This window comes from Ensifer adhaerens (genome assembly GCF_020035535.1).
In the GTDB taxonomy this organism is placed as follows: domain Bacteria; phylum Pseudomonadota; class Alphaproteobacteria; order Rhizobiales; family Rhizobiaceae; genus Ensifer.
Window position 1 is genome coordinate 3,640,230 of record NZ_CP083349.1, and the last position, 26,230, is coordinate 3,666,459.

Consider the following 26,230-nt stretch of genomic DNA (forward strand, 5'->3'; position numbering starts at 1 on the left):
AATTCGCGCTTCACAGGCGCTCGGGCGTTCGTACGTCAGTTTTTGGCGATCAGACGGAACGGGGTATTATCCAGTGTCCAAGTCCCTAGACAGCTTCAATTGTCGCTCCACGCTCACCGTCAACGGTGTGGACTACGTCTATTACAGCCTGCCCAAGGCTGAGGCGAATGGTCTCGCCGGCGTATCCAAGCTTCCCTACTCGATGAAGGTTCTGCTCGAGAACCTGCTGCGCAACGAAGATGGCCGTTCCGTCACCAAGAAGGACATCGAGAACATTGCCGCCTGGCTCAACGACAAGGGCACGGCTGAAAACGAAATCGCCTACCGTCCGGCCCGCGTGCTGATGCAGGACTTCACCGGCGTTCCCGCCGTCGTCGACCTCGCCGCGATGCGTGATGCCATGGTCTCGCTCGGCGGCGATCCGGAGAAGATCAACCCGCTCGTTCCCGTCGACCTCGTCATCGACCACTCGGTCATCGTCGACGAATTCGGCACGCCGAACGCTTTTGCCCGCAACGTCGAACTGGAATACCAGCGCAACGGCGAGCGCTACCGCTTCCTGAAGTGGGGCCAGCAGGCATTCAAGAACTTCCGCGTCGTTCCGCCCGGCACCGGCATCTGTCACCAGGTCAATCTGGAATATCTGGGCCAGACGGTCTGGACCCGTGAAGAAGACGGCGAAATCACCGCCTACCCGGACACCTGTGTCGGCACCGACAGCCACACCACCATGATCAACGGTCTCGGCGTTCTCGGCTGGGGCGTTGGCGGTATCGAGGCGGAAGCCGCGATGCTCGGCCAGCCGGTCTCGATGCTTCTGCCCGAGGTCATCGGATTCAAGCTCACCGGCAAGCTCAAGGAAGGCGTCACCGCGACCGACCTCGTGCTGATGGTCGTGCAGATGCTGCGCAAGAAGGGCGTTGTCTCGAAGTTCGTCGAATTCTTCGGCCCGGGCCTCGACAACATGACGCTCGCCGACCGCGCCACCATCGGCAACATGGGTCCGGAATACGGTGCGACCTGCGGCTTCTTCCCGGTCGACAGCGAAACCATCAACTACCTCACCATGTCCGGCCGTGAAGAGCAGCGCATCGCACTCGTCGAAGCCTACTCCAAGGCGCAGGGCATGTGGCGCGACGGCGACGGCTCCGAGCTCGTCTTCACCGACACGCTCGAACTCGACCTCGGCGACGTCGTTCCGGCCATGGCCGGTCCGAAGCGTCCGGAAGGCCGCATCGCGCTCGAAAACATCGCGTCCGGTTTCGCCACTGCACTCGAAAACGACTACAAGAAGCCCGGCCAGCTTTCGAACCGCTATGCCGTCGAAGGCACGGATTTCGATCTCGGCCATGGCGACGTCGCCATCGCTGCGATCACGTCCTGCACCAACACCTCCAACCCGTCGGTGCTGATCGCTGCCGGCCTGCTCGCCCGCAACGCGGTCGCCAAGGGCCTGAAGTCCAAGCCGTGGGTCAAGACCTCGCTTGCACCGGGATCGCAGGTCGTCGGCGAATACCTCGCCAAGTCCGGCCTGCAGAAGGACCTCGACGCGCTCGGCTTCAACCTCGTCGGCTTCGGCTGCACGACCTGCATCGGCAACTCCGGCCCGCTGCCGGGCCCGATCTCGAAGACGATCAACGACAAGGGCCTGATCGCCGCCGGCGTTCTCTCGGGCAACCGCAATTTCGAAGGCCGCATTTCGCCGGACGTCCAGGCGAACTACCTCGCTTCGCCGCCGCTCGTCGTCGCCTACGCGCTTGCAGGTTCCGTCCAGAAGGACCTGACCAACGAGCCGATCGGCGAAGACAAGGACGGCAAGCCCGTCTTCCTCAAGGACATCTGGCCGACCTCCAAGGAAATCCAGGAGTTCATCTTCAAGTACGTCACCCGCGAGCTCTACGCGACCAAGTACGCGGACGTCTTCAAGGGCGACGAAAACTGGCAGGCTGTTCAGGTTCCTCCGGGCCAGACATATGCCTGGGACGATGGTTCGACCTATGTGCAGAACCCGCCCTACTTCGTCGGCATGGGCAAGACCGGTTCGGGCATCTCCGACATCAAGGGCGCCCGCGTCCTCGGCCTCTTCGGCGACAAGATCACGACCGACCACATCTCTCCGGCCGGCTCGATCAAGGCTGCTTCGCCGGCCGGTGCGTACCTCATCGGTCATGGCGTCGGCGTTGCCGACTTCAACCAGTACGGTACCCGTCGCGGCAACCATGAGGTGATGATGCGCGGCACGTTTGCCAACATCCGCATCCGCAACCACATGCTTGGCCCGAACGGCAAGGAAGGTGGCTACACCATCCACTATCCGTCGAAGGAAGAGATGTCGATCTACGACGCCGCCATGCAGTACAAGGAAGAGGGCGTTCCGCTCGTCATCTTCGCCGGTGTCGAATACGGCAACGGTTCGTCGCGCGACTGGGCTGCGAAGGGCACCAACCTGCTGGGCGTCAAGGCCGTCGTCGCGCAGTCCTTCGAGCGTATCCACCGCTCGAACCTCGTCGGCATGGGCGTCATCCCCTTCGTCTTCGAAGAGGGCACGACCTGGGAATCGCTGGGCCTCAAGGGCGACGAAGTCGTCACCATCGATAACCTCGCCAATGTCCAGCCGCGCGATAAGCGTGTCGCCAAGGTCACCTATGGCGACGGCAGCGTGAAGGAAATTCCGCTGATCTGCCGCATCGATACGCTGGACGAAGTGACCTACGTCAACAACGGCGGCATCCTGCAGACCGTTCTGCGGGATCTCGCGGCCTGATCGGCGGAGGTCGTCTACGCACCGCGCAACGCCTTTAGTCGGCTATGATTGAAGGAAGCATGCGGTAAAACATTCGAGCCGGGGCGCCGAAAAGCGCCCCGGCTCTTTCTTTGGGCGCCCAATGCCAGCGCGTCCAACACAAGGTCGTGCTCACCCGTCACCTCACTCCAACGTGACTTCCCGTTGATGCGTGGCCGGCGTATGTAAAGAACTCCCCCATAAGGAGTAGGCCGACGGCCCCAACGAAGTGACGCCATGACATCCGCAGACCGTTCTTTCATTCGTCCTCTTGCACTGGCTTTCGGGCTGTTCGCAGCCGCCGGTGCACCGGCCGGGGCGCAGGACGGACAGGTGATCAAGGGCGTCGTGGAACTGTTCACCAGCCAGGGCTGTTCCTCCTGCCCGCCGGCCGACGCCGCGCTAAAGGCGTTGGTCGATGACGGCGATGTCGTGGCGCTCGCCTATCACGTCGACTACTGGAATTATCTCGGCTGGGCCGACACGCTCGCCTCCAAGGAAAATACCGAGCGGCAATACGCCTATGCCCGGATGCTCGGCCGCAACGGCGTCTATACGCCCCAGGCGATCCTCAACGGCCGTGATCATCTCAACGGCGGCAACCTCGAGGCGATCAAGACCCGACTGGAAACCATGACGGCTGAAGGCAAGGGACTTGCCGTTCCCGTCGAGGCAAAGATCCAGGGCGAAGAGATCCAGATCAACATTGGCAGCGGCATCGGCAAGGCAAACGTCGTCGTCGTCTATTTCGACCGTGCGAAAATCGTCAAGATGGAGAAGGGCGAGAACAGCGGCAAGGAAGTCCCCTATTGGCATGCCGTGCGTGACATCCAGACGATCGGCATGTGGGACGGAGCACCGGCAAGCTTCACGCTCCCCGCGACAGTCCTGACCGAACGGTCCGGCAACAGCGGCTGTGCCGTTCTTCTGCAAACGATGAAGGACAAGGAAACGCCGGGTGCAATCGTCGGCGCAACGGCCGTGCTCGCCGGCCCGCAGGGCAAATTATAGCCCGGCGAGACGCAAGGGGGTGGTTCGGCCCGGCAGCATCGAGGGGCTGGGGCTGAGGGTTCGAAGTTACCGGACCGAACCGGCCATGGCTGCGTTCGGTGAACTCCCGCAGCATGACGACCTGACCGGACATACGGTGGCAACGACTCTGTCCGTCAGCGCCCGCGAGTTTTGCGGTGAATTGGGGCGGCGATTTGACTGAATTGGGGCAGACGTAAGAAATGCCCTCATCGTCCAACGGCTTCCGGCTTGCTTTTCGGCTCATGTCAGGCACACTGTTATCGTTCTGTCACAACAGAAGGCCGGATTGCCGATGACCGATGAGCCGGATTTGCCGCAAGGCGAGGCGCGCCATCAGCGCGAGACCACTTCCGAAGTGGTCGTCGATCTTCACGAATACAAGAACGCCAAGAACCCTCCCCCCATCACATTCCATCGTCGTGAGTTGGACCAGATCCTCTGGGTCTACGGGCGCATGGTCGGCGAAGGCGAGTGGCGGGACTACGCCATCGACCACCTGAAGGACCGTGCGGTCTTCTCGGTGTTCAAGCGCTCAGGCGAAATGCCGCTCTACCGGATCGAGAAGAGCCCGAAACTGGCGGCGAAGCAGGGTGCTTACAGCGTGCTGAACATTCACGGCACGATCCTGAAGCGCGGCCACGAGCTCGCCCAGGTGCTCAAAGTGTTCGACAAGGTTCTGAAGCTGGTGGAAACCTGAGGCCTGTTTCACACCGGCGTTCCGGTGAGATGCGCGGCGACGTCTCCGGCGCAGCGTGTTGATCTGTCCCGGGACGGCTGACTACAAGCAGCGCATGTCGAACGTCCGCCGAACGTTCGACGATCACTGATAGAGCGTGTCCGGATAGACGTCTTCCGGCGGGTCGCTCGTCTGACCCTCTCCGAGGGCAAGCTGCATGATCGCCGTATCGAGCCAGCGGCCATGCTTGAAACCGGTCGCATTCATCGTGCCCTGATATTCGAAGCCGAGGGAGCGGTGCACCGCGATCGAAGCCGGATGGGCGCCGCCGATCACGGCCACCATCTGCCGAAAGCCAAGCTCCGTGCAACGCCGGATCAGTTCGGCGAGCAACGCCTTGCCGGCTCCCTTACCGCGCGCTTCCGGCGCCAGATAGATGGAATCCTCGACCAGGAACCGATAGGCCGTGCGCGTGCGAAAACCGGACGCATAGGCATAGCCGACGATCGTTCCACCATCGTCAACGGCAACCATATAGGGATAGCCATTGCCGATGATCGTCTCGAACCGCGCCCGCATCTCCGTTTCGGAAGGTGGGTCGATCTCGTAGGTCGCAACGCCATTCAACACGGATTCGCGATAGATCGCAGTGATGACGGGAAGGTCGGCCAAGGTGGCGTCACGCAGGCTCAGGGACATGGCGGTAGACTGTATCTCGAGGTTTCGGTGTCCTTAACTCCCACGGAGCCCGGACGCGATCAACATTTCTCCGGCAACAAAAAAGGCGGCCGAGGCCGCCTTTTTCGTCATTCGTTTCAACCTTAGTTGTTCCGGTTGCCCATGAACTGGAGCAGGAACATGAACAGGTTGATGAAGTCGAGGTAGAGCGTCAGCGCGCCCATGATCGCCTTGCGGCCGGCAACGGTGCTGTCATCGGCTTCGTAGTACATTTCCTTGATCTTCTGCGTGTCGTAGGCGGTGAGGCCAGCGAAGACCAGAACACCGATCACGGAGATCGCGAAGCCGAGGGCCGACGAAGCAAGGAAGATGTTGACGATCGACGCGATGATCAGGCCGAAGAGACCCATGATCAGGAACGTGCCGAAGCCGGACAGGTCCTTCTTGGTCGTGTAGCCGTAAAGCGACAGAGCGCCGAACGAAGCGGCCGTTACGAAGAACGTCTGCACGATGCTCTGGCCGGTGAAGACCAGGAAGATCGACGACAGGGACAGGCCCATCAGGGCCGCGTAGATCCAGAACGTCGTCTGTGCTGCGGAGACGCTCATCGAATTAATGCGGAAGCTCATGAAGAAGACCATCGCCAGCGGCGCCAGCATCACGACCCACTTCAGGGGCGAAGCGTAGATGAGCTGGGCGAATGCCGGATTGGAGGCGGCAAGCGCATAGGTTCCGTAAGCTGCCACGCCGGTGATCGCCAGGCCAAAAGCCATCAGGTTGTAGACCTTCAGCATGTACGCGCGAAGGCCCTCATCGATCACGGCACCCGCCTGAGCGCCGGCGGGCGACATTCGGGTTTGGTAGTTTCTCAGATCAGCCATTGTTTCCTCATTTAAGCTCCGGTGGAAGTTACGGTGTCGGGCGGCGAACGGTCTCGCTTTGGAAGGCAGGCTTCCACGCCCAGGCGCCGCTGCGGAGCTCCAGCATGCCTGTGGATAAATATGATGCCGAAACCTTTTCCGTACAAGACCCGAACCCCCTGGATTCGAACGCATCCGGCCGTTTCCGGCAAGGGCGACAGGGATTTACGGTTAACTTGACCGCCTCAAAGCTCCCGCAGCACCGGCGCCGCCTTCTGTCCGAGAATACGCCACGTGCCGGCAAGACCGATGCCGACGGTCACTACCAGCGCCCCGAGGACCGTCAGGATGGCGACATCCGGCAGGAAACTTGACGGCAGCTTCATGATACGGCTGACCACGAACCAGGCGGCAACGCCACCGGCAAACAGCGCGAAAACCGCGGTTGCGAGGCCGAGAATGGCATATTCGTAGCTGAACGCCCGAATGAGCGTCGCGCGCGTCGCACCCAGCGTTTTGAGCACGACGGCGTCATGGACGCGGGCCCGGTTGCCGGCGGCAAGCGCACCGGCAAGCACCAGGATGGACGCGACGAGCGCCACCGCGGCCGCCGCCCGGATGGCTGTTGCCAATTGCCCAAGCAGGCCGTTCACGATGTCGAGAGCATCCTTTACCCGCACACTGGTGATCGTCGGATAGGCGTTGGTGACGGCTTTCAGCACCGCCGCCTCTTCTTCCGGCGTCGCTGCCGGATCGATGACCGTCGCCAGCCACGCATGTGGCGCACCGGCGAAGGTGTTCGGCGAAAACACCATGACGAAGTTGATCGAAAGCGATTCCCACTCGACGTTGCGGAAATTGGCGATTTTGGCGGTGATGTTTCGGCCAAGCACGTTGACGGTCACGGTGTCGCCGATCTTCAGCCCGAGCTCGCCCGCCTCTTCTGCCGAGAACGAGACCAGCGGCTCACCACTATAATCGGCCGACCACCATGTGCCTTCGGAAAGCGTCGAGTTCTCCGGCTTGTTCTTGGCATAGGTGATGCCGCGGTCACCGCGCAGCACCCATTGGCCGCCAGGCGGAACATTGCGGCTGTTCACGTCCTCGCCGTTGAAGGCGACGATCCGGCCGCGCAGCATCGGCACCTCGATGACCTTGCCCTTTGGGATCGCCTGGTTCAGCACCGAGCGGAAACCTTCGATCTCGCTGCCCTGGATATCGACGAAGAAGAAGTTCGGCGCCCGCTCCGCCATGCTTCCGGTGAGTTCGCGGCGTAGATTGCCGTCGATCAGCGCCAACGTCACGAGCAGGGCGAGCCCCAGGCCGAGCGACAACACGACCGAGGACGTCAGCGCACCGGGACGATGGATGTTGCCGATCGCCAGCCTGAGAGCCGGCGAGCTGACCCGCGGGCTACGGCGCGCAAGCCAGGCTATCGCGAGCGCAACGACACGCAGGACAATGAAGGCAAAGGCGATCGCCCCTAGGAACACCAGCGAAATATAGCGGTCATAGGCCGTCCAGATGGCCAACCCCGCCAGCGCGGCAAGGCAGGCAACGGCACCGAGCAGATAGGGCCATGCCGGAAAGCCGGCGGGATCGAAGCCCTGTTGGCGGAAGAGTGCGGTCGCCGGAATGGCCCGCGCCCGGCCGAGTGGCAGGATGGCGAAGGTCAGCGCCGTCAGCACGCCGAAGAGCGCTGCGAGGCCGAGCGCGCCCGGATAGAGATGGAATTCGGTCGAGATCGGCAGCAGGTCGGCTAAGAACTGCGCCGCGATGAAGGGGATCAGCATGCCGAGGGTCAGACCGATGACGATACCGATGAGGGCGATCATCAGGATCTGTGCCAGGTAGATCATCGCGACCAGCGACGCCGGCGCCCCCAGGCATTTGAAGGTCGCGATCACGCTGCGCTTCTGATCGAGATAGGCGCGCACAGCGTTGGCGACACCGACACCGCCGACGATCAGCGCCGTCAGGCCGACAAGCGTCAGGAATTGCGAGAAGCGGGTGATGTTGGCCGTCAGCGACGGCGCGGCGTTGGCGCTGGTGCGGATCGACCAGCCGGCCGACGGAAAGCGCTTTTCGGCATCGGTACGAATGGCCGCAACCTGCGCCGGATCGGCAACTTTCACCTTGTAGCTATGCTCGACCAGGCTTCCGGTCTGCACCAGGCCACTGGCAGCCAGCGCGTCGGCCGAAACCATCAGGCGCGGCGCAAACCCGAAGCCGTCGGACAAGGCGTCCGGCTCACGTACGATCGTGCCGGCGATCCGGATCCTGGCGTTACCGAGAAGAATTTCAGCTCCGATCTGCACGCCCAGGCGGTCGAGCAGCAGCGGTGTCACGACGGCGCCGAAGGCCTCGCCATCGCTCGCCAGCAACTCATGCAGCGGGCGGTTCGGTTCGCTTTCGAGTGCACCATAAAGCGGATAGGCGGCATCGACCGCCTTCAGCTCCACCAGCGCCTGGTTGGAACCGTCGGGCAGCCGCGCCATCGAGCGCAGGCCGGCGGACTCTGAAACAGTCCCGAGACTGTCGAGATAGGTTCGCTCCTCGGTCGTCGCCACGCGATTGTTGAGCTCGAAGCGGATATCGCCGGCGAGCAGTTCCTGCCCCTGCGTGGCGATCGTCGCGGTGATCGATTGCGACAGCGAATTGATGCCGGCAATCGCTGCCGTACCGAGCGCGATACAGGTGAGGAAAATATAGAAGCCCCTGAGCCCGCCGCGCATTTCGCGCAGCGCCAGGCGAAAGGCAAGCAGCGGCCGCAGCCGAACCGATGAAGCGCCGCTCATGCCGAGGCCGCCTCCTGGCGTGGCGCCACCGCAACCGGCCCCGCCTCGCCACCCGCGACGATCTCGCCGGAGCGCACGCGCACTTGCCGCACGCACCGAGCGGCAAGTGCAGAATCATGCGTCACGAGGACGAGTGTCATGCCGCGGTCACGCTGTTCGGCGAAAAGCAGATCAGCGATCTGGCGTCCGGTTTCGGCGTCGAGGTTGCCGGTCGGCTCGTCGGCGATCAGCAGTTTCGGCGAAGGCGCCAAGGCGCGAGCGATCGCCACGCGCTGCTGCTCGCCACCGGAGAGTTGGCCGGGATAGTGACTGAGCCGCTCGCCGAGACCAACGGCGACGAGTTCCTTGCGCGCAATCTCGAAGGCGCCTGAGACATTGGCGAGTTCGAGCGGCACGGCGACGTTCTCGAGCGCGGTCATGTTGGGGATGAGGTGGAAGGACTGGAAGACGATGCCGATGTTGCGCCCGCGAAAATCTGCCACCCGGTCCTCGTTCAACCGATGCAATGGCGTGCCGTCGATGACGATCTCGCCGCTATCCAGCCGCTCGAGCCCGGCAAGCACCATCAGCAAGGTCGACTTGCCCGAACCCGACGGACCGACGATGCCTACGGACTGGCCGGCATCGATCGTCAGGTTCATGCCCTTCAGCACATGCACCGAGGCCGCCGCCTCCCCAAGGGTCAGATCCGCGTTTTTGAGTTCGATGATGGTGCTGGCCAAGCGAAACAACCCTATATGAACGAAGTGGGGAACAGAAACGGCATTCGGGATTTAGGAACAGGCCCATGGCATTAAAAGGATTTCAACGGGTTTTCTTGGCACTCATGATGACATTTGCGTTATCATCGACAGCACGCGCCGAGACGATCAGCCTCGTGGGGTTCGGCGACAGCCTGATGGCGGGCTACCAGCTCCCGCCGGAGGACGCTTTCCCCGCTCGGCTCGAAAAGGCGCTGAAGGAAAAGGGCCTGGACGTGACGATCGCGAACGCCGGCGTTTCCGGCGACACTTCATCCGGCGGACTTGCCCGCATCGATTGGTCCGTGCCTGACGGCACGAAGGGCGTGATCCTCGAACTCGGCGCAAATGATGCGCTACGCGGTATCCCGCCGGAAGAGACCCGCAAGAACATCGAGGCGATGATCACCCGCCTCAAGGACCGCGGCATCGCGGTGCTGTTGGCCGGCATGATGGCACCGCCGAACATGGGCGCCGACTATGCCGCCCGCTTCAACCCGATTTACCCTGAACTCGCTCAGAAATATGGGCTGGAGCTCTATCCGTTCTTCCTCGACGGCGTGGTGACCGAGGCCAAGCTCAAGCTTGAGGACGGCATGCATCCCAATGGCGACGGCGTCGGTGTCATGGTCGAGAAGGCACTGCCTGTCGTCGAGCGCTTCCTGGCAACACTGAATAAGACGGAGTGATGACACCATCCACAGTTAAGAGAACGTTAATATTCGTAAGCGTCAAATAGTAGTTGCCTGCAGACTCGATGCGTGATTCGCTGAGACATCTGCAAGAGATTCGGGGAGCTCGCCATGCCGAGACTATTCACCGCCCTCGAAATTCCGCGCAATGCAGCAATGAGTCTTTCGTTGCTGCGCGGAGGACTTCCCGGAGCTCGCTGGATAGATGTGGAGAACTACCACATCACCTTGCGCTTCATCGGTGACGTCGACTGGCGCACCGCCGACGAGATCATCGACAAGCTCGATCGGATCGAAAGACCGGAATTTCCGCTTCAATTGACCGGCACCGGCGCCTTCGGCTCCAAGAAACCGCATTCGGTCTGGGCCGGCGTCACCAACCAGCCGGAAATGTACGCGTTGCAGGCCGAGATCGAGCGCATCTGCCAGCGGCTCGGATTGCAGCCGGATCCACGCAAGTTCACCCCGCATGTAACGCTCGCCCGGCTGCGCTCCAGCCGCGTCGAGGATGTCGTCGAATACCTTTCCGGGCGCGGCAACTTCATGACCTCGCCCTTCAACGTCTCCCGTTTCGTGCTTCTGTCATCACGCGATTCGGTCGGCGGCGGCCCTTACCTGACGGAAGAAGTCTTCCCGCTTCACGAGGCGCGTTCGCCGAACCTTTCGAGCAACGACGAGCATCCGGCCTCGAGCATCTGGTAGAGCGCCTCGAAGGCTTCCGGCCCTTCGTAATAAGGATCCGGCACGTCCTCGCTGCGGCCTGAGGCATAGTCCAGGAAGAGACGCACCTGTTCTGCCGCACCTTCAGGCGCCAGCCGCCTGAGCGTGCGCACATTGTTCGCGTCCATGCCGAGGATCAGATCGAAATTCCGGAAATCTTCCGGGCGAACCTGGCGCCCGCGGAGCTCAGAGATATCGATGCCATGCCGTCGCGCAGCCTCTATCGAGCGGCGGTCTGGCGGATCGCCGATATGCCAGGCGCCGGTTCCTGCCGAATCCACCTCTAGTGCCGGTGCCAGCCCCTTTTTCTCCGCCAAGGCGCGCAACACACCCTCGGCGAGTGGCGACCGGCAGATGTTGCCGAGACAAACGAAAAGAACTCTGACCGGTTTCATGCTATTCAGTAGTCCAAGGTATTGCGGCGACCATCGCGTGTATTGAAAGACGCGCGGCGCTGTGGAGACGAGGCACGTTTATACGCGGCAGTTCGGCCTTCGAACAGGCTGATACGAGGGAGAGAGACGATGACAGCGGAGAAACTCGACGAGGCGACGATTGCCGAAAACCTGCACAAGATGGAAGGCTGGGTGCGGGCCGAAGACGGCAACTCGATCTGGAAGGCATTCCGCTTCAAGAACTTCGTCGAGGCGTTCGGTTTCATGACCGAGTGCGCGATCGTCGCGGAGAAGCTCAACCATCACCCCGAATGGTTCAACGTCTACAATCGTGTCGACGTGACGCTGACCACGCACGACGCCGGCGGGCTCACGGAGCTCGACTTCAAGCTGGCAGCCCGCATGGACAGGGCAGCAGCCGGCCGCATGCCCGATCATTTGAAATAGAGGGGCCGATCACCATATCAAAGCATGTCGCGCAAAAGTGCGTAGCGGTTTTGCGGTAACGATATGCGAAAAATCAAGTGCTTAAAGCGCAAGGAGCGAATCTGAATGATCTCGGCACTTTAGGAACGCTGCAACAGCGAAAGCGGGACGATGGACGACATCAAGATTGGTGAAATTCTCTTGCCTGGTGAAGAATCCGAGCAGGAGCGCAGGGAAAAGCGCGTGAAGCGCCGCTTCTGGCCGACCTTCCGCCGTGCCGCACGCCAGATCCCGTTCAGCCGCGACCTCGTCGCCGCCTATTATTGCGCCATCGACCCGCAGACGCCGACGCGGACGCGCGGCATCCTGCTTGCCGCCCTCGCCTATTTCGTGCTGCCGATCGACATCATCCCCGACATGCTGGCCGTGGTCGGCTTTTCCGATGACGTTGCCGTTTTGACCGCGGCATTCGCCGCCATCAGCGGCCAGATCAAGGAAACCCACTACACCAAGGCCGACGAGACCCTTGCCGACGCTCCGCAAGACTGAACGGAGACCGGCCTTCCGGGTTGTGGCGCCCCATTCCTGCCCGAAAGTCAAACTCTTGCCCGATTCTTTGTGGCATAGACATGCGAATGACGGCGTTCGCGCGCTTTAGTGAGTCCGACGTCATTCAATGGCTTGGGGCAGGAATCCTTCTGGAGCAGCATTCCGAAGCGCGGCAAATCCGGCATCGACCTCGGTTCGACGATAATGCGAATCACCGGTCGAAAGGCGCCGGGCAATGGAGCAAACCGCTCCGATTCGGGGCTAAACGGGCGGTTTTCGGCCATCGTTGACGGTTTGGTAACCTGAATTAAGTCAAAACAAATTCAAATGATGACTACGCGTCGCCCGTCTGACCTGTTCGGGTGATCCAAGAGCAAAAAAAGCGGCAGGACCTCATGTTTGTAAGAAAGATCGCAACCGCAATCGCACTCGTTCTGGCGACCGCCAGCATGGCTGCCGCCCAGTCTCCGACGCGCATCCAGCAGTTCAACGCCTGGGGCGCCTATTCCTACAACGCCGGCGGCGGCAAGGTCTGCTACGTGCTCTCGGTTCCCAAGGACAAGAGCCCGGCCGGCGTCGACCACGGCGACATCTTCTTCCTGGTTTCCCAGCGCCCTGGCCAGAACATCAGCTACGAGCCGCAGGCCATGATGGGCTATCCCCTCCAGGAGAACTCCAAGGTCAACGTCGTCATCGACGGCCGCACCTTCGTGATGTTCACCAAGGGCAATTCCGCCTGGGTCGAGAACGCCGCCGAAGAACCGGCGCTCGTTGCCGCGATGAAGAACGGCAAGGCCATGTCGGTCAACGCCAAATCGCGCAAGGGCACGGCAACCTCCTACTCCTACTCGCTCTCGGGCATCTCCGCTGCACTGAAGCAGATCGAGGCCTGCAAGTAATCACGAGACGACACGTCACGTGCAAAGGGCCGGCTGCAAAGCCGGCCTTTTGCGTTCAGGAAGCCTGCCTCGTGACTCCCGGCCAAAACAATGCTAAAGCGCGGCCAACTTGAGAGCCTCCGCGCCACGATTGGCCGCTTTCGATGGCTCGACCGATTTCAATTCGCGCATCAGGACGATTTCCGGACCCGCTCTCCGGACGGCCTCACGCCGTATGACAGGACATCATGAGCATGGCAGCCACTGAAATTCTGAACCGGGTGGAAATCGCCAAGGCGCCGCAGGTGCGCACGGCCGCGCAGGCGGAGAAGCCGTCGCTGATCGGCCTGCTGCGCGAGGACATGGCGAAGGCCCTTGTCGAAAAGGGCGTGCCGGAGCGTCAGGTCAAGATGCGCGTCAGCCAGCTTTGGCATTGGCTCTATGTGCGCGGCGTCTCCGACTTCGACCATATGACGAACGTGTCGAAGGACATGCGCGAGATGCTGAAGCAGCATTTCACGATCGCCCGTCCTGAAATCGTCGAGGAACAGATCTCCGGCGACGGCACCCGCAAGTGGCTCCTGCGTTTCCCGGCTCGCGGCGCCGGCCGCCCGGTCGAAATCGAGACCGTCTACATACCCGAGGAAGGCCGCGGCACACTCTGCATTTCGAGCCAGGTCGGCTGTACGCTCACCTGCTCCTTCTGTCACACCGGCACCCAGAAGCTCGTGCGCAACCTGACGGCCGAGGAAATCCTGGCACAGCTGCTGCTCGCCCGCGACCGCCTGGGCGATTTCCCCGAGCGCGACACCCCGCAGGGCGCGATCGTGCCGGCCGAGGGCCGCAAGATCACCAACGTCGTCATGATGGGCATGGGCGAGCCGCTCTACAATTTCGAGCAGGTGAAGACCGCGCTTCTGATCGCGTCCGATGGCGAGGGTCTGTCGCTCTCCAAGCGCCGCATCACGCTGTCGACCTCCGGCATCGTGCCCGAGATCTATCGCACCGGCGAGGAAATCGGCGTGATGCTGGCGATCTCCCTGCATGCGGTGCGCGACGACCTGCGCGACCTGCTCGTTCCGATCAACAAGAAGTATCCATTGAAGGAACTGATGGACGCCTGCCGTGCCTATCCGGGTCTTTCCAACGCCCGCCGCATCACCTTCGAGTATGTGATGCTGAAGGACGTCAACGACAGCCTGGAAGACGCCAAGGAACTGGTGAAGCTCCTGAGGGGCGTGCCGGCGAAGATCAACCTCATCCCCTTCAACCCCTGGCCGGGCACCAACTACCAGTGTTCCGACTGGGAGCAGATCGAGAAGTTCGCCGACTTCATCAACCAGGCCGGCTATGCTTCGCCGATCCGCACGCCCCGTGGCCGCGACATCCTCGCCGCCTGCGGCCAGCTGAAGTCGGAATCCGAGCGCATGCGCAAGGTCGACCGCCTCGCCTTCGAAGCGATGATGATCGCCAATCACGGTGAAGACTGAGACGGAACGCCACTCTGAAATCCACGGGCTCCTCGGTCCGCCGCCGCGTGATCAATGAAGAACTTTGATGGATGATGCAGATCCTATCGATTGATTTCATGTCACCGGTTTCCTAAGAAGGCGGAAATCAATTCAGGAGGACAACCCATGCGCTCACTTCTCATCGCCCTTGCCGCCACGGTGGCATTCGCCCTGCCCGCCCGTGCCGATGAGGTGACCGTTGCCGTGACCGCGATCGTCGAGCATCCGGCGCTCGATGCCGCTCGCGATGGCGTGAAGGATGCGCTGGCCGCCGCCGGCTACAAGGAGGGCGAGAACCTCAAGTTCCTCTACGAGTCGGCCCAGGGCAACCCGGCAACCGCAGCCCAGATCGCCCGCCAGTTCGCCGGCGAAGCCCCGAACGTGATCGTTCCGATCTCGACGCCGTCGGCCCAGGCGGTCGTCTCTTCGACCCGCGATATCCCGGTTGTCTTCACCGCCGTTTCCGACCCGGTCGGCGCCCAGCTCGTCAAGGACATGAACAAGCCCGGCGGCAACGTCACCGGCCTCTCGGACATGTCGCCGGTTGCCGAGCACGTCGCTCTGATCAAGGAAATCCTGCCGAACGCCAAGTCGATCGGCTACCTCTACAACTCCGGTGAAGCCAACTCCGTTTCGCTGCTCGCGGTGCTGAAGACCGAAGCCGAAAAGGCTGGCCTGACCGTCGTCGAATCCGCCGCCACCAAGTCGGCTGAAGTCCAGGGTGCGGCCCGCGCCCTCGTCGGCCGCGCCGATGCGATCTACGTCCCGACCGACAACACGATCATCTCCGCCCTCGAGGGTGCCGTCGCCGTCGCCGAAGAAGCCAAGCTGCCGCTCTTTACCGCCGACACGGACTCGGTTGCTCGCGGCTCGCTCGCAGCCCTCGGCTTCAACTACTACGACGTCGGCAAGCAGACCGGCGAAATCGTCGTTCGCATCCTCAAGGGCGAAAACCCGGGTGACATCGCCGTGAAGGTCGCCGCCGGTTCCGACCTGGTGATCAACAAGAAGGCCGCCGAAAAGATGGGCGTCACCCTTCCCGAAAGTGTCGTAAAGCGCGCAACCCGCGTCGTTGAATAACGCTTTCGACCTTTTCAGGTTCAAGTTTGTTGCGTTTTTCCCGCCTCCGTTCCATACGGGGGCGGTTCGCTATGAGGGGCCTGCATCCTTATGCACAGGGCCGCTCCAAAGTTCTAAGCCGCACATGTGCCCCATTGCAGACGGCCCTGTGCCAAGCGGGAGCGTCGCGCCCATAAAGACAACCACGCGCGACAGGTAGAAAAGAGGGTCTGGGTTTGAGTCTAATCGCTTTCTGGGGAGCCGTGGAACTGGGGCTGGTCTACGCCTTCGTCGCCCTTGGCGTCTTTCTCGCATTCCGGGTGCTCGATTTCCCCGACCTGACCGTCGACGGATCGTTTCCGCTGGGGGCTGCCGTCACCGCCGTGCTGATCATCGCCGGCGTCAACCCATGGCTCGCCGCCTGTGTCGCCATGGTGGCGGGTGCCGCCGCCGGTATCGTCACGGCGATGCTCAACGTGCGCTTCAAGATCCTCAACCTGCTCGCCTCGATCCTGACGATGATCGCGCTGTTTTCGGTCAACCTGCGCGTCATGGGCAAACCGAACGTCGCGCTGATCAATGCCGACACGATGCTGTCGCCCTTCTATGGCCTGGGCTTGCGCGATTTCTACGTCCGGCCGCTGTTCATCGGCGTGCTCGTGGTTGTCGCGGTCATCATCGTCTGGCGCTTCCTTGAGAGCGATGCCGGCCTTGCAATGCGCGCTACCGGCGCCAATGCCCGCATGGCCCGCGCCCAAGGCGTCGACACCAATCGGCAGATCTATCTCGGCATGGCGATCTCTAACGCGCTCGTCGCTTTCGGCGGCGCGCTCTTCGCCCAGACCAACGGTTTTGCCGACGTCACCTCGGGCGTCGGCACCATCGTCGTCGGCCTTGCCGCCGTCATCATCGGCGAGACGCTGCTCGGCGCCCGCGGCATCCTGATCGCGCTGATCGGCTGCGTGCTCGGTTCGATCCTCTACCGCATCGCCATCCAGCTGGCGCTGTCGACCGACATGCTGGGGCTGCAGGCCTCCGACCTCAACTTCGTGACGGCGGCACTCGTCACCTTCGCCCTCGTCCTTCCCCGCCTGCGTCGTGGAGGTGCGGCATGATCAGCGTCAACAACATCCAGGTCATCTTCGGCAAGGGCACGCCGCTGCAGAAGCAGGCGCTGAACGGCGTCAGCCTGACGATCGAACAGGGTTCCTTCGTCACCGTCATCGGCTCCAACGGTGCCGGCAAGTCGACGCTTCTCGGCGTGCTCGCCGGCGACGTGCTTCCGAGCGCCGGCCAGGTGATGATCGGCAAGACCGACGTCAGCCGCAAGGGTACCGCCGCCCGCGCCGGCCTCGTCGCCCGCGTCTTCCAGGATCCCCTGACCGGGAGTTGCGGCGCACTCTCGATCGAAGAAAACCTGGCGCTCGCCGCCAAGCGTGGCGAGGCACGCGGCCTCACCGCAGCACTCGGCCCGAAGCGGCGCGAGCATTTCCGCGAGCGCATCGCCGAGCTTAATCTCGGCCTCGAAAACCGCATGGGCGACCGCATGGATCTGCTGTCGGGTGGCCAGCGCCAGGCGGTTTCGCTGGTCATGGCGACGCTCGCAGGCTCCGAAGTGCTGCTGCTCGACGAGCATACGGCCGCGCTCGATCCGGGCATGGCCGAGTTCGTGATGAACCTCACGCAGAAGATCGTCTCCGAGCGCAAGCTGACGACGATGATGGTCACCCATTCGATGCGCCAGGCGCTCGACTACGGCCACCGCACCGTCATGCTCCACGGCGGCGAGATCGTGCTCGATGTTGCCGGCGACAGCCGCAAGGAACTGCAGGTCGAGGACCTCATCGCCATGTTCCGCCGCATCCGCGGCCAGACGCTCGACGACGACGCGCTGCTGATCGGCTGATCCGGCCGCCCTGCCCAGCCCCTACCCCTCATCTGCCTGCCGGCATTTTCTCCCCGTCAACACGGGGAGAAGAGGACGTGCCGTGCCATGCGGTAAACCATATCAGCGAATGCGAAGAAGCAACGTCTTCTAGTCCAGACCACGACCGCGCTGGCGGTTATGTGGGCCAAGGCGGGCAGATGAGGGGCCGAACCGTCGAGCGAGACTACCGCGCCGTCGTCATGAAGATCTTCACCGCAAACACCGAGAAGACGCCGGCGAAGCTGAAGTCGAGCGCCCGCATCGCACCCTTGTTGCGCTGCAGCCAGGAGGCGAGCCAGTCGGCGGTGAAGACGACCAGCATGTTCACCGGCATGCCGATGGTGATGAAGAACAGGCCAAGGAACAAAAGCTTGCCGGTGACCGAAGGATCGTCGGCGCTGACGAACTGCGGCAGGAAGGTCATGAAAAAGATGATGACCTTGGGGTTCAAAAGGTTCACCCAGAATCCGGCGGAGATGTTGGCAAGCGCCGTACCTTCCGGCGCCTCGACTTTCTGGACTGAGATGCTGGAGCCGAAGCGGATCGCCTGCACCGCAAGCCACAGCAGATAGGCAGCGCCGCCGGTCTTGAGGATGGCAAAGGCGGTCGGCGAGGCGGTGATCAACGCCGAGATACCAAAGGCGACGAGAAGCGTATGCACGACGATGCCGAAGCTGGTGCCGAGCACGACGAAGAGCGCGGCCTTCTTGCCCTGGGCAAGCGCGCGGCTGATCGAAAGCGTCATGTCCGGGCCGGGTGTGGCCGCCAGGAGCAGCGTCGCGGCCGCAAAGGTCAGGAGGGTCGGCAGGCTGGGAATGAAGTCCATCATCGTTTCCTCGGCGCGGGGGTCGCCTCCAGTAATCCCGCGCCTGCGCTTTTGCCAGCGGATTCGCTCCGTCAGGCGTTCTAGCGCTTGTATCGCCGCAGGTTCTGGCTAAAGTGCCGCAGATTTGCACGCGGCATCGCCGCCCTCCCCAAGACCAGACGGACGGAAACCATGGCATCGCATAAAGACGTGAAAAAGGTCGTTCTCGCCTATTCGGGCGGTCTCGACACCTCGATCATCCTGAAGTGGCTGCAGACCGAACTCGGCGCGGAAGTCGTCACCTTCACCGCCGACCTCGGCCAGGGCGAAGAGCTCGAGCCGGCCCGCAAGAAGGCCGAGATGCTCGGCATCAAGGAGATCTATATCGAGGACGTCCGCGAGGAGTTCGTCAAGGATTTCGTCTTCCCGATGTTTCGCGCCAACGCCGTCTATGAAGGCGTCTACCTGCTCGGCACCTCGATCGCCCGCCCGCTGATTTCCAAGCACCTGATCGACATCGCCAAGAAGACCGGCGCCGACGCGATCGCCCATGGCGCTACGGGCAAGGGCAACGACCAGGTCCGCTTCGAGCTTTCGGCCTATGCTCTGAACCCCGACATCAAGATCATCGCCCCCTGGCGCGACTGGTCGTTCAAGAGCCGCACCGACCTGCTCGAATTCGCCGAGAAGCACCAGATTCCGGTTGCCAAGGACAAGAAGGGCGAAGCGCCGTTCTCCGTCGATGCCAACCTCCTGCACTCCTCGTCCGAGGGCAAGGTTCTCGAAGATCCGGCCCAGGAAGCACCGGAATACGTGCACATGCGCACGATCTCGCCGGAAGCAGCTCCCGACAAGGCAACCGTCATCAAGATCGGCTTCGAGCGTGGTGACGCCGTTTCGATCAACGGCGTGCGCCTGTCGCCGGCAAGCCTTCTTGCCAAGCTCAACGAATACGGCCGCGACAACGGCATCGGCCGTCTCGACCTCGTCGAGAACCGCTTCGTCGGCATGAAGTCGCGCGGCGTCTACGAGACCCCCGGCGGCACCATCCTGCTTTCCGCTCACCGCGCGATCGAGAGCATCACGCTCGACCGCGGCGCTGCTCACCTCAAGGACGAGCTGATGCCGCGCTACGCCGAACTGATCTACTACGGCTTCTGGTTCTCGCCGGAGCGCGAGATGCTGCAGGCGGCAATCGACAAGAGCCAGGAACATGTCGAAGGCGAAGTGACGCTGAAGCTCTACAAGGGCAACGTCATGGTCACCGGCCGTGAGAGCGACAAGTCGCTCTACTCCGACAAGCTGGTCACCTTCGAAGACGACCAGGGCGCCTACGACCAGAAGGACGCCGCCGGCTTCATCAAGCTCAACGCGCTGCGCCTGCGCACGCTCGCTGCGCGCAACCGCTAAGCCGATACCCATTGAAAAAAGAAGCCTCCGCGACCCCGTCGCGGAGGCTTTTTCGTGTCCTTACTCCGCCGCTTGGCGCAACGGTTCCTCGCGCTCGGCCAGCGCGACCAGCGGCCGTAACCGAACCGTGCGGCGATACCAGACATAGCTGAGAATGCAGACGAGGCCGAAGCTCGGAATGATCGTACCGAGCGCCAGCGCCGGAACACCGACCGCGGCAGCCAGCGCGCCGCCAAGAAGCCCCGATCCCATCTGGATGAAGCCCATCATCGCCGAGGCCGTGCCGGCGATATGCGGAAAGGGCGCCATCGCCGCGGTCATCATATAGGGCATCACGAAGGCGATGCCGAAGGCATAGATACCGATCGGCAACATGACCGAAAGGAAGCTCGGCGAGAGCATGTGCATGGTGTAGGCGAGGATCAGGCTCGCCGCACCGATGAAGACGAGACCGGCCGGCACCAGCGCCTGCGGCGTGAAAACGCGCATCAGCAGGCGCACCACCACCGTACCTGAAAAGAACAGGCCCGACTGCATCAACATGCCGACGCCAAACTCGGTTGGTGTCAGGCCCACCTCGTTGATCAGCACGAAGGGAAGCATCGTCGCCCAGGCATAGAGCGCACCGACCGCGCCGCCGATAACGAGCGTCGAGGACATGAAGCGGCTGTCGCTGACCAATGTGCGATAGGCCGCGACGATCGGCTTCAAGTGCCCCTTGCTCGGGTCCGGCGTTACCGTCTCCGCCATGAAGAATTGCACCGTGATGCAGGCCATGGCAGCGAAGCCGACCATCAGGAAGAAGATCGACTGCCAGCCGAAGAGGCCGAGCGCCAGGCCGCCGAGCGTCGGTGAGACCGCAGGACCGAGTGCCAGCATCATGCCGATCATGTTCATGATGCGCGCCGCTTCGGTCCCGGTGAACTGGTCGCGCACGATCGCACGCGCCACCGTCATGCCGACGGAAGCGCCGATGCCCTGCACCAGGCGCCCGGCCAGAAGTACTGCGATCGAGGGCGCCAAGGCCGCCATCAGGCTGCCGACCAGATAGATTGCCATGAAGATCAACGTGGCACGGCGCCGACCGATGACATCGGAAAGCGTGCCCGACACAAGCTGGGCGAAGGCGAATCCAGCAAAGTAAAGCGACAGCGTCATCTTGATCGCCGCCTCGCTGGACGAGAAGGCGCGCACCAGTTCCGGCATGGCCGGGGTGTAGAGCGCCATGGAAACGGGCCCGAGCGCGACTAGGAAGGCGCCGATGATGCTCGTGCGCCGTTCACTCATGCGACGCGTCATCGCAAGGCTCCGGACTTACCCTCGGGCTTCTCGCCAGTTTCCTTGCCGGCGAGACACGGATCAAGCTCACGCAAGTTGTCGCGCAAGATGCGCAAATTGGCGCAGAGAACCTCGCGAGTCGCCTCGTCAAGTCCTGCGGTATAGGCGTTCATCATCTCCCTGAGCCCCGTCATCAGCTCTGTGAGCAGCGGACCGGCCTTTTCGGTGATGACGACGTTCTTGGCGCGGCGATCCGCCGGATCCGGCACGCGGGCAACAAGGCCCATTGCTTCCAGCCGGTCGAGATAGGCCGAAAGCGTCATCGGCTCGATGCCCATGCGGGTGGCGATTTCGGCCTGCTTGATGCCCTCGGTGAGCGCCACCTGGATCAGCGTGCGCGCCTCGCCGGGCGTGATGCCCAGATCCATGGCATTGACCTTGCGGTCAAAGGCCCCGCGCAACAGGCGCGAGACATCGGTCAGAAGCATTCCAATGGTTTCGGATTCGAGTTTGAATGGCATCAGCATCGTTCACAAATGATATAATAAGTTTTACTTATCATATCATTTGATGCCATTCAACGCACCAGTGGCTGTGGCTTAGCCCTCGAGCTCCTCACGCAGCATTTCGAGTTCCAGCCATTCCTCTTCCATGCGGGCAAGATCCGCACGAAGTTTCTCCAGTTCCTGCGCGAGCTTCGCAAAAGCATTTGGATCTTTTGTGAAAAGGTTGGGATCGGCCATCTTTTCTTCGCGCTTGGCGGCCTCGGCCTCCGCCTTGGCAATTTCCTTCGGCAGATTTTCAAGCGCGAATTTCTGCTTGTAGGAAAGCTTGCCCTTGGCCGCCTTCGGCGCTTCGGCGGCGGGCGCAGCTGCATCAGCCTTGGCCTTTTCCGCCTTTTCGGCCCTGCGCTTCTCTTCAATCGCACCCTTGCGCTGCGTCATCATGTCGGAATAACCGCCGGCATATTCGATCCAGCGTCCATCCGGCGCATCCGGGTTCGCCGGCGCGATCGTCGAGGTGACGGTGCGGTCGAGGAAGTCACGGTCGTGGCTGACGAGGATGACCGTTCCGGCAAACCCGGCGACAATCTCCTGCAGGAGGTCGAGCGTTTCGATGTCGAGGTCGTTGGTCGGCTCGTCGAGGATCAGAAGATTCGTCGCCCGCGCCAGGATGCGCGCCAGCATCAGCCTTGCCCGCTCGCCGCCCGAGAGCTCACGGATCGGCGTGCGTGCCTGCTCCGGCTGGAACAGGAAATCCTTCATGTAGCCGGTGACGTGGCGCTGTTCGCCATTGACCAGCAGGCTCTCGCCGCGCCCGTCCGTCAGGTAATGCGCCAGCGTGTCGTCCAGATTGAGATCTTCGCGCTTCTGGTCGAGTGTCGCCATTTCGAGATTGGTGCCGAGCTTGACCGTACCGGTATCCGGCTCGGTCTGACCGGTCAGCATTTTCAGGAGCGTCGTCTTGCCGGCACCGTTCGGACCGACAAGACCGATACGGTCGCCCCGATGCACCCGGATCGAAAAGGGCGCAACGATGGTGCGGTCCCCATAGGCCTTGCTGATCTTCTCGGCCTCGATCACCAGCTTACCCGATTCCTTGGCGTCGGCGGCCGTCGCCTGCACTGTCCCCTGCGGCCCCTTGTGGCCGCGATAGACGGCCCGCATATTCTGCAGCTCGCCGAGGCGACGCATGTTGCGCTTGCGCCGGGCCGTCACGCCGTAGCGCAGCCAGTGCTCCTCGCGCTCGATCGCCTTGCCGAGCTTGTGCTGTTCCAGCTCTTCGGCCTCAAGCACCTCGTCGCGCCACGCCTCGAAATGGCCAAAACCGCGATCGAGCCGGCGCGACTGGCCGCGATCGAGCCAGACGGTGGCCGTCGACACCTTCTCCAGAAAGCGCCGGTCGTGCGAGATCAAGACGAGCGCCGAGCGGCTGCGGGTCAGTTCGTCTTCCAGCCATTCGATCGTCGGCAGATCGAGATGGTTGGTCGGCTCGTCGAGCAGCAGGATATCCGGCTCCGGCGCCATGACGCGGGCGAGCGCTGCCCGGCGCGCTTCGCCGCCCGAGAGCTGCTTCGGGTCCTCTTCGCCTGTCAGCCCCAGATGCTGCAGCAGATAGGCGACGCGAAACGGGTCGTCGCTCGGCCCCAGGCCCGCCTCGGCATAGGCCTGCACCGTGTCGTAGCCGTCGAAATCCGGCGCCTGGTGCAGATAGCGGATGGTCGCCGACGGATGACGGAACACCTCGCCCGACTGCGCCTCTGCAAGCCCGGCGGCGATCTTCATCAGCGTCGACTTGCCCGAGCCGTTGCGCCCGACCAGGCAGATGCGGTCACCCGGCTCCACTTGCAGGTTCGCGCCGGCCAGAAGCGGCGTGCCGCCAAAGGTAAGGAAGATATCGTCGAGTTTCAGAATGGGAGGCGCCAAGGCTCAGGCTCCGGAAAGATCATAGGGGCGGGCAAGCACGATGGCGCGACCGCTCTTGAGAGTGAAGCGAAGGGGACCCTCCGCAACGTTGGAAACGGTTCGGGACGAGCCGAACGGCAGGGTGAAATCGTCGAGCGGATAGCGCGCATTGACGATCGAAAGGCCGGTAAGTTCGGTCAGACCTAGCACCGAGAAGAGGCAACCCTTCGGCAGGTCGAGCTCGAGCGGACCGGCAAGCAGCGGATAGGCCTCTTCCTCGCCCGAGGTCATCAGCACCGGAAGCCCACGCTCGGCAAGGGCGACAGCATGCAGCAGATGCATGAAGGCGTGGTCGCTGCGGGTGCCGCCGAGCGCGCCCGCGAAAATCAGCCGATCGGCGCCGCGCGATAGCGCTGCCTCAACCGCGATCTCGCCATCCGTCGCCGCCTTTGCCGCCGGATAGGGCTCGCGTGGAACGGAGGCGAACTCGGAAAGCAACGCGTCTTCGGTCGAATCGAAATCGCCGACCCAGACATCGGGTACGACGCCGAGCAAACGGGCATGGCGCATGCCGCCGTCAGCTGCAACGAAGCGGCTTCCGCTCAGCTGTCGTGTCAGCCGGTCGGTCAGCGAAAGGGCGCCGCCAAGCAGAATGGTGAAGGTCGATCGAGCCATGGCAAAGCCCATAGCGCAAAGGACCGCGGAAGGAAAACGAAGAAAACCGTTGGACGACCGGTTCTCGAAATTTTGCTGAAGCCGTCAGTGCCCTTCCGGCACCGGATCTGGAAACAGCATGCCGGCATAGATGCCCGGGGTCGAATCCGGAATCTCGAACGCACCGGCTACCCGCTCGTAGAACTTCGCCGGTCCGACGCCGCCGATGACTGCATAGCCATAGCCGGCCTCGCGCATCGCCGTCAGGCTGGCGATCAGCAGCGCCTCGCCAATCCCCTGGCCGCGCATGCCTTCATCGACGCCAGTCGGACCGAAGAAGCCGAGCGCGGTCACGTCGTGGCACGCAAAGCCGACGATCTTTTCCTCGTGCACCGCGACATGCATGCGCGTCGGGGTGGAAGAGAAGGCCGCTTCCGCCTCGCCCGCCCAGCCGGCACCAAAGGTCTTCTCGATCCAGGAGACGACCAGGCGGCGCTCCGGCGCCATGGCACGGCGAATGCTGATACCCGCTCCAAGCCTCGACTGAGGGTGAGACGGCAGGGCGTAAAGTCGAACGAGCATATCTGGCATGGCGTTTCCTCCTCGCTGCAGTGGTGTAGCGCAGTTGGCGGCTTACGCAAATACGAGCCAATGCCCCGCTCCAAGGCGCCACTTTCGGCTCCCCCCAAACATCGCTTGCCATGGAACCAGCGTGGCGGTAAATCTTTTGCCGCTCTAACGGGGTGCCTCCCGACCGCATAGCGGCCGGAGGCTGAGAGGCGTGCAACGCCAACCCGCGGAACCTGATCCGGCTCATACCGGCGGAGGGATTAGACGCGATCGGATCGATACGCCCTTTTCCCATGCAACAACGAACTTTGGGAGAGGTGCCTGCCATGTCCAATTTATCGCAACACAAACTGTTTAGCCGGCTAGCTCTGGCTGCTACCGCAAGTCTCGTCTTCGCCCACCATGCAACGGCAGCCGACAAGACGCTGACGGTCTATACCTATGAGAGCTTCATCACCGAATGGGGCCCGGGCGCCAAGGTGGCGGAAGCCTTCGAAAAGACCTGCGAGTGCAAGGTCAATTATGTCGGCGTCGCCGATGGTGTCGAATTGCTCACCCGCCTGAAGCTCGAAGGCGACGCCTCGAAGGCCGACATCGTGCTCGGCCTCGATACCAACCTCGTGGCGGAAGCCAAGGCGACCGGCTTCTTCGCGCCGCACGGCGTCGATGCCAAGGAGCTGAAGGTTCCGGGCGGCTTCTCCGACGATACCTTCCTTCCCTATGATTACGGCCACTTCGCCGTCGTCTACGATACCGAAACGTTGAAGACGCCACCGAAGAGTCTGAAGGAGCTCGTCGAAGGCGACCCGTCACAGAAGATCGTCATCGAGGACCCGCGCACCTCGACGCCGGGCCTCGGCCTGCTGCTCTGGGTCAAGGCCGTCTATGGCGACGAGGCCGGCGCTGCCTGGGCTAAGCTCAAGGACCGCGTTCTGACCGTCACTCCCGGCTGGTCGGAAGCGTACGGCCTCTTCACCAAGGGCGAAGCACCGATGGTGCTCTCCTACACCACCTCGCCGGCCTATCACATGGTCGCGGAAAACACCGAGCGCTACCAGGCGGCGGCCTTCTCCGAAGGCCACTACATCCAGATCGAAGTCGCCGGCATGACCAAGCATGCCAAGGAGCCGGACCTGGCAAAACAGTTCCTGAGCTTCATGACCGGGCCGGAGTTCCAGTCGATCATCCCGACGACCAACTGGATGATGCCGGTCGGCGTCACCAGCGAGCCGCTGCCGGATGCCTTCAACAAGCTGGTCAATCCGGAGAAGACCTTCCTGCTGCCGTCGGAAGAAGTCGCGAAGAACCGCAAGGCCTGGATCGACGAATGGCTTGCCGGCATGAGCAAGAGCTGAGGCCGGATTGTTCGCACTGCGCGAAAACCG

25 protein-coding genes and 1 riboswitch are annotated in these 26,230 nt (G+C 62.5%); of the genes, 14 read left to right on the forward strand and 11 right to left on the reverse strand.

Annotation, left to right across the window (positions count from 1 at the left end):
- The first annotated feature begins 73 nt into the window (after positions 1-73).
- The 3 genes from acnA to LAC81_RS17815 all read left to right on the forward strand — a co-directional run bounded on the left by acnA (position 74) and on the right by LAC81_RS17815 (position 4,511).
- On the forward strand, positions 74-2,764 hold the full coding sequence (acnA, locus tag LAC81_RS17805; protein ID WP_223725863.1) for an aconitate hydratase AcnA: 2,691 nt from the start codon (positions 74-76) through the stop codon (positions 2,762-2,764).
- Positions 2,765-3,019: 255 nt separating this feature from the next.
- A complete protein-coding gene (locus tag LAC81_RS17810; RefSeq protein WP_223725864.1) occupies positions 3,020-3,793 on the forward strand; it encodes a DUF1223 domain-containing protein in 774 nt (257 codons plus the stop codon).
- Between the two features lie 313 nt (positions 3,794-4,106).
- On the forward strand, positions 4,107-4,511 hold the full coding sequence (locus LAC81_RS17815) for a DUF2794 domain-containing protein (RefSeq protein ID WP_223727852.1): 405 nt from the start codon (positions 4,107-4,109) through the stop codon (positions 4,509-4,511).
- A gap of 123 nt (positions 4,512-4,634) precedes the next feature.
- On the opposite strand, the gene LAC81_RS17820 is transcribed toward LAC81_RS17815, so the two are convergent.
- From LAC81_RS17820 to LAC81_RS17835, 4 genes are all read right to left on the reverse strand, one after another.
- Positions 4,635-5,189: a GNAT family N-acetyltransferase gene (locus LAC81_RS17820; RefSeq protein WP_223725865.1), complete on the reverse strand. Its 555-nt coding sequence runs from the start codon at positions 5,187-5,189 to the stop codon at positions 4,635-4,637.
- Between the two features lie 122 nt (positions 5,190-5,311).
- A complete protein-coding gene (locus tag LAC81_RS17825) occupies positions 5,312-6,049 on the reverse strand; it encodes a Bax inhibitor-1/YccA family protein (RefSeq protein ID WP_113535358.1) in 738 nt (245 codons plus the stop codon).
- Positions 6,050-6,273: 224 nt separating this feature from the next.
- Positions 6,274-8,826: an ABC transporter permease gene (locus LAC81_RS17830; protein WP_223725866.1), complete on the reverse strand. Its 2,553-nt coding sequence runs from the start codon at positions 8,824-8,826 to the stop codon at positions 6,274-6,276.
- A complete protein-coding gene (locus LAC81_RS17835) occupies positions 8,823-9,548 on the reverse strand; it encodes an ABC transporter ATP-binding protein (protein ID WP_223725867.1) in 726 nt (241 codons plus the stop codon). Before LAC81_RS17835 ends, LAC81_RS17830 begins: the two co-directional genes overlap by 4 nt.
- A 65-nt stretch (positions 9,549-9,613) precedes the next feature.
- On the opposite strand from LAC81_RS17835, the gene LAC81_RS17840 reads away from it, so the two are divergent.
- Both LAC81_RS17840 and thpR read left to right on the forward strand, forming a co-directional pair.
- Positions 9,614-10,255, forward strand: coding sequence for an arylesterase (locus tag LAC81_RS17840; RefSeq protein WP_223725868.1), 642 nt, complete (start codon positions 9,614-9,616; stop codon positions 10,253-10,255).
- A 114-nt stretch (positions 10,256-10,369) separates the two neighbouring features.
- Complete coding sequence (thpR, locus tag LAC81_RS17845; RefSeq protein WP_223725869.1) at positions 10,370-10,960, forward strand: RNA 2',3'-cyclic phosphodiesterase; 591 nt, start codon at positions 10,370-10,372, stop codon at positions 10,958-10,960.
- On the opposite strand, the gene LAC81_RS17850 is transcribed toward thpR, so the two are convergent.
- Positions 10,897-11,373, reverse strand: coding sequence for a low molecular weight protein-tyrosine-phosphatase (locus tag LAC81_RS17850; protein ID WP_223725870.1), 477 nt, complete (start codon positions 11,371-11,373; stop codon positions 10,897-10,899). The two genes, thpR and LAC81_RS17850, sit on opposite strands and share 64 nt — an antisense overlap.
- A 129-nt stretch (positions 11,374-11,502) precedes the next feature.
- Between LAC81_RS17850 and LAC81_RS17855 the strand changes: the two genes are divergently transcribed.
- From LAC81_RS17855 to LAC81_RS17885, 7 genes are all read left to right on the forward strand, one after another.
- Positions 11,503-11,820, forward strand: coding sequence for a 4a-hydroxytetrahydrobiopterin dehydratase (locus LAC81_RS17855; RefSeq protein WP_223725871.1), 318 nt, complete (start codon positions 11,503-11,505; stop codon positions 11,818-11,820).
- Positions 11,821-11,970: 150 nt separating this feature from the next.
- Positions 11,971-12,348, forward strand: a complete 378-nt coding sequence (locus LAC81_RS17860; protein ID WP_113535364.1) for a YkvA family protein — start codon at positions 11,971-11,973, stop codon at positions 12,346-12,348.
- 395 nt (positions 12,349-12,743) lie between these two features.
- Positions 12,744-13,247 carry an invasion associated locus B family protein gene (locus LAC81_RS17865; RefSeq protein WP_113535432.1) on the forward strand — a complete coding sequence of 168 codons (504 nt, stop codon included), beginning with the start codon at positions 12,744-12,746 and terminating at the stop codon, positions 13,245-13,247.
- A 233-nt stretch (positions 13,248-13,480) separates the two neighbouring features.
- Positions 13,481-14,716, forward strand: coding sequence for a 23S rRNA (adenine(2503)-C(2))-methyltransferase RlmN (gene rlmN, locus LAC81_RS17870; protein WP_223725872.1), 1,236 nt, complete (start codon positions 13,481-13,483; stop codon positions 14,714-14,716).
- Between the two features lie 147 nt (positions 14,717-14,863).
- The gene (locus LAC81_RS17875; RefSeq protein ID WP_223725873.1) at positions 14,864-15,817 is read left to right on the forward strand and encodes an ABC transporter substrate-binding protein; all 954 of its coding nucleotides are present in this window, start codon (positions 14,864-14,866) and stop codon (positions 15,815-15,817) included.
- Between the two features lie 215 nt (positions 15,818-16,032).
- Entirely contained in the window at positions 16,033-16,911 is an 879-nt protein-coding gene (locus LAC81_RS17880; protein WP_043622284.1) for an ABC transporter permease, read from the forward strand.
- Complete coding sequence (locus LAC81_RS17885) at positions 16,908-17,702, forward strand: ABC transporter ATP-binding protein (RefSeq protein WP_223725874.1); 795 nt, start codon at positions 16,908-16,910, stop codon at positions 17,700-17,702. Before LAC81_RS17880 ends, LAC81_RS17885 begins: the two co-directional genes overlap by 4 nt.
- Positions 17,703-17,907: 205 nt before the next feature.
- Here LAC81_RS17885 and LAC81_RS17890 read toward each other — a convergent pair whose 3' ends face one another.
- Entirely contained in the window at positions 17,908-18,549 is a 642-nt protein-coding gene (locus LAC81_RS17890) for a LysE family translocator (RefSeq protein WP_223725875.1), read from the reverse strand.
- A 171-nt stretch (positions 18,550-18,720) separates the two neighbouring features.
- On the opposite strand from LAC81_RS17890, the gene LAC81_RS17895 reads away from it, so the two are divergent.
- A complete protein-coding gene (locus tag LAC81_RS17895; RefSeq protein ID WP_113535370.1) occupies positions 18,721-19,938 on the forward strand; it encodes an argininosuccinate synthase in 1,218 nt (405 codons plus the stop codon).
- A 60-nt stretch (positions 19,939-19,998) separates the two neighbouring features.
- Here LAC81_RS17895 and LAC81_RS17900 read toward each other — a convergent pair whose 3' ends face one another.
- The 5 genes from LAC81_RS17900 to LAC81_RS17920 form a co-directional block, all read right to left on the reverse strand.
- A complete protein-coding gene (locus LAC81_RS17900) occupies positions 19,999-21,237 on the reverse strand; it encodes a multidrug effflux MFS transporter (RefSeq protein WP_223725876.1) in 1,239 nt (412 codons plus the stop codon).
- A complete protein-coding gene (locus LAC81_RS17905) occupies positions 21,234-21,737 on the reverse strand; it encodes a MarR family winged helix-turn-helix transcriptional regulator (protein ID WP_223725877.1) in 504 nt (167 codons plus the stop codon). The genes LAC81_RS17900 and LAC81_RS17905 overlap by 4 nt, the downstream gene beginning before the upstream one ends.
- A gap of 78 nt (positions 21,738-21,815) precedes the next feature.
- Positions 21,816-23,642 (reverse strand): ABC-F family ATP-binding cassette domain-containing protein, encoded by a 1,827-nt coding sequence (locus tag LAC81_RS17910; protein ID WP_223725878.1) that lies wholly within the window; start codon positions 23,640-23,642, stop codon positions 21,816-21,818.
- Between the two features lie 3 nt (positions 23,643-23,645).
- Entirely contained in the window at positions 23,646-24,296 is a 651-nt protein-coding gene (locus LAC81_RS17915; RefSeq protein WP_113535434.1) for a thiamine diphosphokinase, read from the reverse strand.
- 84 nt (positions 24,297-24,380) lie between these two features.
- Entirely contained in the window at positions 24,381-24,866 is a 486-nt protein-coding gene (locus LAC81_RS17920; RefSeq protein ID WP_223725879.1) for a GNAT family N-acetyltransferase, read from the reverse strand.
- A gap of 138 nt (positions 24,867-25,004) precedes the next feature.
- A riboswitch (TPP riboswitch) is annotated at positions 25,005-25,122 on the forward strand.
- A gap of 49 nt (positions 25,123-25,171) precedes the next feature.
- Between LAC81_RS17920 and thiB the strand changes: the two genes are divergently transcribed.
- Complete coding sequence (gene thiB, locus LAC81_RS17925; protein ID WP_223725880.1) at positions 25,172-26,200, forward strand: thiamine ABC transporter substrate binding subunit; 1,029 nt, start codon at positions 25,172-25,174, stop codon at positions 26,198-26,200.
- Positions 26,201-26,230: the final 30 nt, after the last annotated feature.

What these genes read in the sequence shown, in the direction of transcription:
- LAC81_RS17810 (WP_223725864.1), top strand. Translation starts at nt 3,020, where the DNA reads ATGACATCCGCAGACCGTTCTTTCATTCGTCCTCTTGCACTGGCTTTC.
- LAC81_RS17815 (WP_223727852.1), top strand. Translation starts at nt 4,107, where the DNA reads ATGACCGATGAGCCGGATTTGCCGCAAGGCGAGGCGCGCCATCAGCGC.
- LAC81_RS17820 (WP_223725865.1), bottom strand. Translation starts at nt 5,189, where the DNA reads ATGTCCCTGAGCCTGCGTGACGCCACCTTGGCCGACCTTCCCGTCATC.
- LAC81_RS17825 (WP_113535358.1), bottom strand. Translation starts at nt 6,049, where the DNA reads ATGGCTGATCTGAGAAACTACCAAACCCGAATGTCGCCCGCCGGCGCT.
- LAC81_RS17830 (WP_223725866.1), bottom strand. Translation starts at nt 8,826, where the DNA reads ATGAGCGGCGCTTCATCGGTTCGGCTGCGGCCGCTGCTTGCCTTTCGC.
- LAC81_RS17840 (WP_223725868.1), top strand. Translation starts at nt 9,614, where the DNA reads ATGGCATTAAAAGGATTTCAACGGGTTTTCTTGGCACTCATGATGACA.
- thpR (WP_223725869.1), top strand. Translation starts at nt 10,370, where the DNA reads ATGCCGAGACTATTCACCGCCCTCGAAATTCCGCGCAATGCAGCAATG.
- LAC81_RS17850 (WP_223725870.1), bottom strand. Translation starts at nt 11,373, where the DNA reads ATGAAACCGGTCAGAGTTCTTTTCGTTTGTCTCGGCAACATCTGCCGG.
- LAC81_RS17855 (WP_223725871.1), top strand. Translation starts at nt 11,503, where the DNA reads ATGACAGCGGAGAAACTCGACGAGGCGACGATTGCCGAAAACCTGCAC.
- LAC81_RS17860 (WP_113535364.1), top strand. Translation starts at nt 11,971, where the DNA reads ATGGACGACATCAAGATTGGTGAAATTCTCTTGCCTGGTGAAGAATCC.
- LAC81_RS17865 (WP_113535432.1), top strand. Translation starts at nt 12,744, where the DNA reads ATGTTTGTAAGAAAGATCGCAACCGCAATCGCACTCGTTCTGGCGACC.
- rlmN (WP_223725872.1), top strand. Translation starts at nt 13,481, where the DNA reads ATGGCAGCCACTGAAATTCTGAACCGGGTGGAAATCGCCAAGGCGCCG.
- LAC81_RS17875 (WP_223725873.1), top strand. Translation starts at nt 14,864, where the DNA reads ATGCGCTCACTTCTCATCGCCCTTGCCGCCACGGTGGCATTCGCCCTG.
- LAC81_RS17885 (WP_223725874.1), top strand. Translation starts at nt 16,908, where the DNA reads ATGATCAGCGTCAACAACATCCAGGTCATCTTCGGCAAGGGCACGCCG.
- LAC81_RS17890 (WP_223725875.1), bottom strand. Translation starts at nt 18,549, where the DNA reads ATGGACTTCATTCCCAGCCTGCCGACCCTCCTGACCTTTGCGGCCGCG.
- LAC81_RS17895 (WP_113535370.1), top strand. Translation starts at nt 18,721, where the DNA reads ATGGCATCGCATAAAGACGTGAAAAAGGTCGTTCTCGCCTATTCGGGC.
- LAC81_RS17900 (WP_223725876.1), bottom strand. Translation starts at nt 21,237, where the DNA reads ATGACGCGTCGCATGAGTGAACGGCGCACGAGCATCATCGGCGCCTTC.
- LAC81_RS17905 (WP_223725877.1), bottom strand. Translation starts at nt 21,737, where the DNA reads ATGCCATTCAAACTCGAATCCGAAACCATTGGAATGCTTCTGACCGAT.
- LAC81_RS17915 (WP_113535434.1), bottom strand. Translation starts at nt 24,296, where the DNA reads ATGGCTCGATCGACCTTCACCATTCTGCTTGGCGGCGCCCTTTCGCTG.
- LAC81_RS17920 (WP_223725879.1), bottom strand. Translation starts at nt 24,866, where the DNA reads ATGCCAGATATGCTCGTTCGACTTTACGCCCTGCCGTCTCACCCTCAG.
- thiB (WP_223725880.1), top strand. Translation starts at nt 25,172, where the DNA reads ATGTCCAATTTATCGCAACACAAACTGTTTAGCCGGCTAGCTCTGGCT.